This window comes from Candidatus Chordibacter forsetii (assembly GCF_964187505.1).
GTDB classification, from domain to species: domain Bacteria; phylum Verrucomicrobiota; class Verrucomicrobiia; order Opitutales; family Seribacteraceae; genus Chordibacter; species Chordibacter forsetii.
The window spans coordinates 1-5,109 of record NZ_CAXLML010000069.1 but is presented as its reverse complement, the minus strand read 5'-3'; the positions used below and the strand labels follow the sequence as shown (position 1 = coordinate 5,109).

General features: G+C 45.3%; 7 protein-coding genes. All 7 read right to left on the bottom strand.

From position 1 onward, the window contains the following. Nucleotides 1–242: ATP-binding cassette domain-containing protein (locus ACKPQ4_RS03060; protein WP_407679741.1), on the bottom strand; the 242-nt coding region annotated here is incomplete at its 3' end. Next, a complete protein-coding gene (locus ACKPQ4_RS03055) occupies nt 230–448 on the bottom strand; it encodes an ATP-binding cassette domain-containing protein (protein WP_407679740.1) in 219 nt (72 codons plus the stop codon). The genes ACKPQ4_RS03060 and ACKPQ4_RS03055, both read right to left, overlap by 13 nt. A gap of 17 nt (nt 449–465) precedes the next feature. After that, nucleotides 466–1,230 (bottom strand): type III pantothenate kinase, encoded by a 765-nt coding sequence (locus ACKPQ4_RS03050; RefSeq protein ID WP_407679739.1) that lies wholly within the window; start codon nt 1,228–1,230, stop codon nt 466–468. Further along, complete coding sequence (locus tag ACKPQ4_RS03045; RefSeq protein ID WP_407679738.1) at nt 1,227–2,282, bottom strand: biotin--[acetyl-CoA-carboxylase] ligase; 1,056 nt, start codon at nt 2,280–2,282, stop codon at nt 1,227–1,229. The genes ACKPQ4_RS03050 and ACKPQ4_RS03045 overlap by 4 nt, the downstream gene beginning before the upstream one ends. Next, nucleotides 2,283–3,215: a carboxylating nicotinate-nucleotide diphosphorylase gene (gene nadC, locus ACKPQ4_RS03040; RefSeq protein ID WP_407679737.1), complete on the bottom strand. Its 933-nt coding sequence runs from the start codon at nt 3,213–3,215 to the stop codon at nt 2,283–2,285. After that, nucleotides 3,212–4,789 (bottom strand): adenylosuccinate synthetase, encoded by a 1,578-nt coding sequence (locus tag ACKPQ4_RS03035; protein ID WP_407679736.1) that lies wholly within the window; start codon nt 4,787–4,789, stop codon nt 3,212–3,214. The genes nadC and ACKPQ4_RS03035 overlap by 4 nt, the downstream gene beginning before the upstream one ends. Nucleotides 4,790–4,806: 17 nt before the next feature. Next, nucleotides 4,807–5,109 (bottom strand): IMP dehydrogenase (locus ACKPQ4_RS03030; RefSeq protein WP_407679735.1); only part of this gene is annotated, 303 nt, incomplete at its 5' end.

Here is a 5,109-nt window from a genome sequence, read left to right as displayed (position 1 = left end):
AAATTAAGGTATTCAATAACCCTCAGTTCTTCTGGTAATGGATTGTTTTCAGCGAGGAAACCAATGTGTTTACGAACCTCTCCTTCCTCTTCCGCGAGGTCAACTCCGCAAACCTTTGCCTCACCGGAGTCTGCAGGAATTAGACCTGAAAGTATTCGAAGGGTTGTACTTTTTCCTGCTCCGTTAGGACCTAGGAATCCAACGATTTCTCCTTTGCCGATAGAAAAACTTATACCTCGCAAACCTTTGCCTCACCGGAGTCTGCAGGAATTAGACCTGAAAGTATTCGAAGAGTTGTACTTTTTCCTGCTCCGTTAGGACCTAGGAATCCAACGATTTCTCCTTTGCCGATGGAAAAACTTATACCCTTAAGAGCCTGAACCAAGCCGTAGCGTTTGCGTAGATTGATTACATCTACGATTGGCAAGGGTTTTGATTCGGCACTCATGTTATATTGGTAACACCTTAAACTTGTTGGTTGGCGAACGCCAAGCCAAGTCCTTCCAAAGTAAGGTATGGATAAATCGAGCTCCCATGAATTTGAAAGTGATTGGACTCACCACCTGTTTGAATTAACGATTTGATTTTTCCATGTTTCTCCTCCAATTGCTCTTCAAGTGCATTGAGGATACCCTGTAGCATTGCCGGATAGCCGAAACTTAAGCCACTTTGTATTGCACCACATGTGCTTTTTCCAATTGGGTCAACGAGGGTTTCGTTAGGAGGAAGCCTAAGAGTGGGCAATAACGCGGTATTGTTTCCTAAGAAATCGAGCATTCCCTGAGGTCCAGGTATAATTACTCCACCCTCATAGCCTCCGTTTGCCGTAACTACATCAAAGGTTGTGGCAGTACCTAAGTCAATGACCACCGCTGGTAAATCAAAATTTTGATAAACTGAGATGGCGTTGGCAATCCGATCGGCACCAATCTCTTCAGGGTTAGGATATCCAATGGGGAGAATTGATTGGGTGCGAGCTGTTAGGCTGTAAGGAGTAAGCTTTCTTGATACAAGAGCTTTCAGTAGCGACGATTCTGCGTTAGGGACAACCGAACAATAAGCAATACCGTCTTTCTGTGACCATTCCTTTAGCCATGGTTGCTCTGAATCAACAAAAGTTTGAGTAGGAATTATCCGTTCTTTGCTAATTTTACCATTTTTCCAAACCCCAATCTTGCAAGTTGTATTTCCCAGATCAAGGCAGAGGATAGGTTCATTTAAATCGCTCATAAAAGTAATGAAACCTCACCAGCATGAGCAACTCGGTCTCTGCCATTTCGTAATTTCAGGCGTAAGCCACCTGAATGATCAATTCCATCAGCCCGACCAGTGTAAGTTTCCTTGCCACTTTGAACTTTAATTTTTTTACCCTTTAGGTAATCCATTTCTTTCCACTCTTTTAGAAGTTTAGTATCAGCATCTTTGCCCAAACATTCTTTACTTGTTACGAGACAGGTCTTTATAAGCTTGGCTGCTAATTCATGGAGCCTCCAACTTATTCCGCTTGCTGCGAGTAAGGAGGTCGAAGAATCACGAAGGTCTGTGGGGAAATCTCCGAGCTTGGAGTTTACATTTAGACCAAGGCCGAAAACCATTGATCTTACCTGATCACAATCGATTGAGGCTTCGGTAAGCATGCCTCCCAATTTTTTATTGTCACAGATCAGGTCATTTGGCCATTTAACGAGCAGGTTTTGAATCCCAGTAAGGTCTTTAAGGTATTTCCCAATGGATATTCCCTGCCATAGAGTAAAGTTGCGAAATTTGACTAACTCCACATTAGGCCTGAGTGCTATGCTCAGGTAGAGGTTTCCACCTTTCGGACTATGCCAAGTTCTGCCCATTCTTCCACGTCCTGAATCTTGTTGGTGACTAAGTACGGCAAAAGGAGCTTCGGTTCCCTGGGCTAATAGTCTTTCCGCTTCTGAGTTTGTGCTATCGGTTTTTTGCAAAAGGTAAAAGGGGCAATCCGTCTTGCATTCCTTTAACCAAGCTTCCAATAAGGGTGAAACCAATAAGTCTGGCTCCCCTGCAAGGCGGTAGCCACGATTTTGGCTAGCTTCAATAGATAGACCAGCTTTGCGCAGTTTATCTACATGTGCCCAAACACCCACCCTTGACATCTTTAACTTTTCGGCGAGATGGTTGCCAGAAACATAATGCGGGGAAGCTTGCAACAGGCAGCGCAAAACATAAACATCTGGATTCTCTCGTTTTCGCACACGACCTTGTTTCAACTTAGGGGTGTAAGTTTTTTTAATTCCTTTTGGGTACTTGGCCATTTAGTTAATCCAGTCTAATCCAATGTCTACCCACTTGGCTGAATGAACCGGAGCACCCGTGGAAATGAAATGAGGTTTAGCCTTGGCGTATTCGTGGAGATTTCCGCGGTTTATACATCCACTTGCTTCGAGTACAACTCGGTTTTGATTAATCTCTACTGCTTGGGCAACTTCTTGGGGCGTGAAATTATCGAGTAATACCGCATCTACACCTCCCAGGATTGCATATTCAAGCTGTTCCAAATGATCGATTTCCAGTTCAATTAATTTTTCCTTCGCCTGTTTCCTGACTTCTCGAAGAAAATTGACCAAAGAGTTCGGGTCTTTAATTCCAGCAGCGGCAAGGTGATTGTCTTTAATAAGAGCCCGATCAAACAGTCCCATCCTATGATTGAAAGAACCTCCACAGGCAGTGGCATACTTTTCTAAAATTCGTAGGCCCGGGGTTGTTTTGCGTGTGTCAAGCAGGCCAACTTTTTCAGGCTGCGTAACCATTACAAATTCTGCCGCATAGGTTGCAACTCCAGACAAACGCTGCATGAAATTAAGCAGGGTTCTTTCAACCGCCAAAAGTTGCGGGATTGAACCCCTGAGGGTGCCTAGACTGTTTCCTGCTTGGTAGCTTTCACCATCTTTCCCTTTAGTAGAGAATTCAAGATTATGACAAGAAAATGTATCGAAAAGAATATTAGGCAGTTGAATCCCGCAAAGAACAAGAGGTTCGCGAGCTACTAATTCAGCAGCTCCATTTCCTTTCAGTGAGCAAAGAGACGATGTTAGGTCACCTTTCCATGCCTGCGAAGCAATTGGCATGTCGAGATCTTCCTCCACGCATCCTGCTAATAGGCGTTTCCAAAAACACTCGGACTGTTCGATCTCACGCCATGATATTTTTTGGCGAAAATCGTTTAGTCGGGCAGGGGAAGATGTCACGAAGCGACCGGCAATGGCTCTGAAGAGACGGATTCCAATAATTGGCGGGTTGTGGGAAGGTCTGAGATAATTTCTCCAGGGTCAGGTCCAATGCCAATAAAACGAATTTTAGGAAGTGCTATGTCTGACCAACCATTGGGGTAGGCGACCTCGATGATAGCGGCAAGCATTTCGGAAATGTATTCCTTTGCTTGGGCGGGCAGTTGTTCGAATGACTTCATGCCTTTAAGGTTCTCATTCCATCCAGCTATTGTTTTATAGACCGGCTTGAGGCTTTTTCTTGAATTTTCATCCCTTGGTACAGCCCGAGTTAGTTGACCGTCAGCCAGTTGGTAGGCCGTGCAAATCTTTAGTTCAGAAGGAACGGAACTATCAAGGGTAAGGGCATCAAGTTTATTGATAACAATCTGATCAAAGCCTCCATACCTCAATGCATTACCTTTTTCGACAGCATCAAACCAACCGACCATACGTTGTCTGCCTGTAGAGGTTCCAAATTCTAATTTCGCCAGTTTCTGTCCCCATGGGTCGGACAGATGATCCATTTGGGTTAGAAAGTGGTGTGTTCCAACCTTAGTATCATATGCTTTACAACAGCCAACCTGGTTAATGGGTTGCACCGGGATGCCTCCAGAATGAAAGAGCTCAGAACTGGTGGTATGGGATGCGGTTACATTTGGGGTGAATCCGTGTCTTTTGTCCAGCCAGTAAGCCTGCCCGAACTCGGCCACTACCAGGCGCTTTTCCTGAGCAGCACCAAGAAGGAAGTCACGGCCATCCCCTACACAGGCTTTAAGTTTGTTTCCTGCTTCCCAATAAACCTCGATCAATTCGTCTAGGTTGAGCGAGAACGGTTCGTTTCCTTTGAACCGTTGAAAGTCAAATTCATCGACTGAAAAAATCTCCTCATCGAGGGATGCTTGATTTGCCCTTGTCTCGGCAGAGGTAAGTGTTTTGAAAAAATCATGCCAGTCTGCCTCATTTACTTTGCATACCCATTGAATGGTGTCCAAAGCCCGTTGGCAACGTTCTCTTAGGGCCTGGGCGAAAGAGTCCTTATTTCCCAGGAAGCTTTGATAAAAAATTTGCCATTGTCCGGTTTCGTCTCCGTAGGCCGGGCTTATCCCTCGGCCAGTAGATCCCCGACTTTCCATACCTAATTGATTAACCCGGTAGTTTTCCCAAGCCAAATCAAGGAGTCGGTGACTCAAATCACTTACCTGACATCTTTGATCAATAAGCAAACGATTGATCACCTTAAGCCCGCGGGCTTCTAGTGGCATTGCTTCCCAGAGAAATTTGCGAGGGTCCGCGACCACACCTGATCCAATCAGTAAAGTTTCCACCTCAGGATCCCCGACGCCGGAGGGAAGTAAGTTGAGCTTAAGTCCAGCTGCAGTGTGCCCTGCATTCGCTCCCCCGTTTACCTTCATGACTCCAGCAGCTGGTCTGCCAAGACTTTTCTTTTCGTGTTCGAGGATTTCATGGACTACCCGGCCTTTGCCTTCGTCTCCCATACTAATTCCGGTTACTGAAACCAAAGAAGATACAAACGATTGATCCATGTCAGCCATGATAAAAAATAAATTAGTTAGGAACGCTTGAGGTCGGAACGTTTGATTTCTACGACATCATGAGGAGCAGACTCTCGTTGACCTGCAGGAGTCACCCGAATAAACCTGGCGTTTTCTGAGAGTTCGGTCAGATCATCTGCACCTAAATATCCAAGTCCTGCACGAATTCCACCAGCCAAGTTTTCTAATATTTCTCGTAGTGAACCGGATACTTCTTTTAAAGCTTCGATGCCTTCAGCGGTACTTTTACCTTTTAGATCAGTTGTTTTGTGACCGTAGCGTGCAGCAGATCCTTCGCGCATCGCTTCTAAGCTTCCCAT

Coding starts and splice junctions, on each gene's coding strand:
- ACKPQ4_RS03055 (WP_407679740.1), bottom strand. CDS start 448: ATGAGTGCCGAATCAAAACCCTTGCCAATCGTAGATGTAATCAATCTA.
- ACKPQ4_RS03050 (WP_407679739.1), bottom strand. CDS start 1,230: ATGAGCGATTTAAATGAACCTATCCTCTGCCTTGATCTGGGAAATACA.
- ACKPQ4_RS03045 (WP_407679738.1), bottom strand. CDS start 2,282: ATGGCCAAGTACCCAAAAGGAATTAAAAAAACTTACACCCCTAAGTTG.
- ACKPQ4_RS03035 (WP_407679736.1), bottom strand. CDS start 4,789: ATGGCTGACATGGATCAATCGTTTGTATCTTCTTTGGTTTCAGTAACC.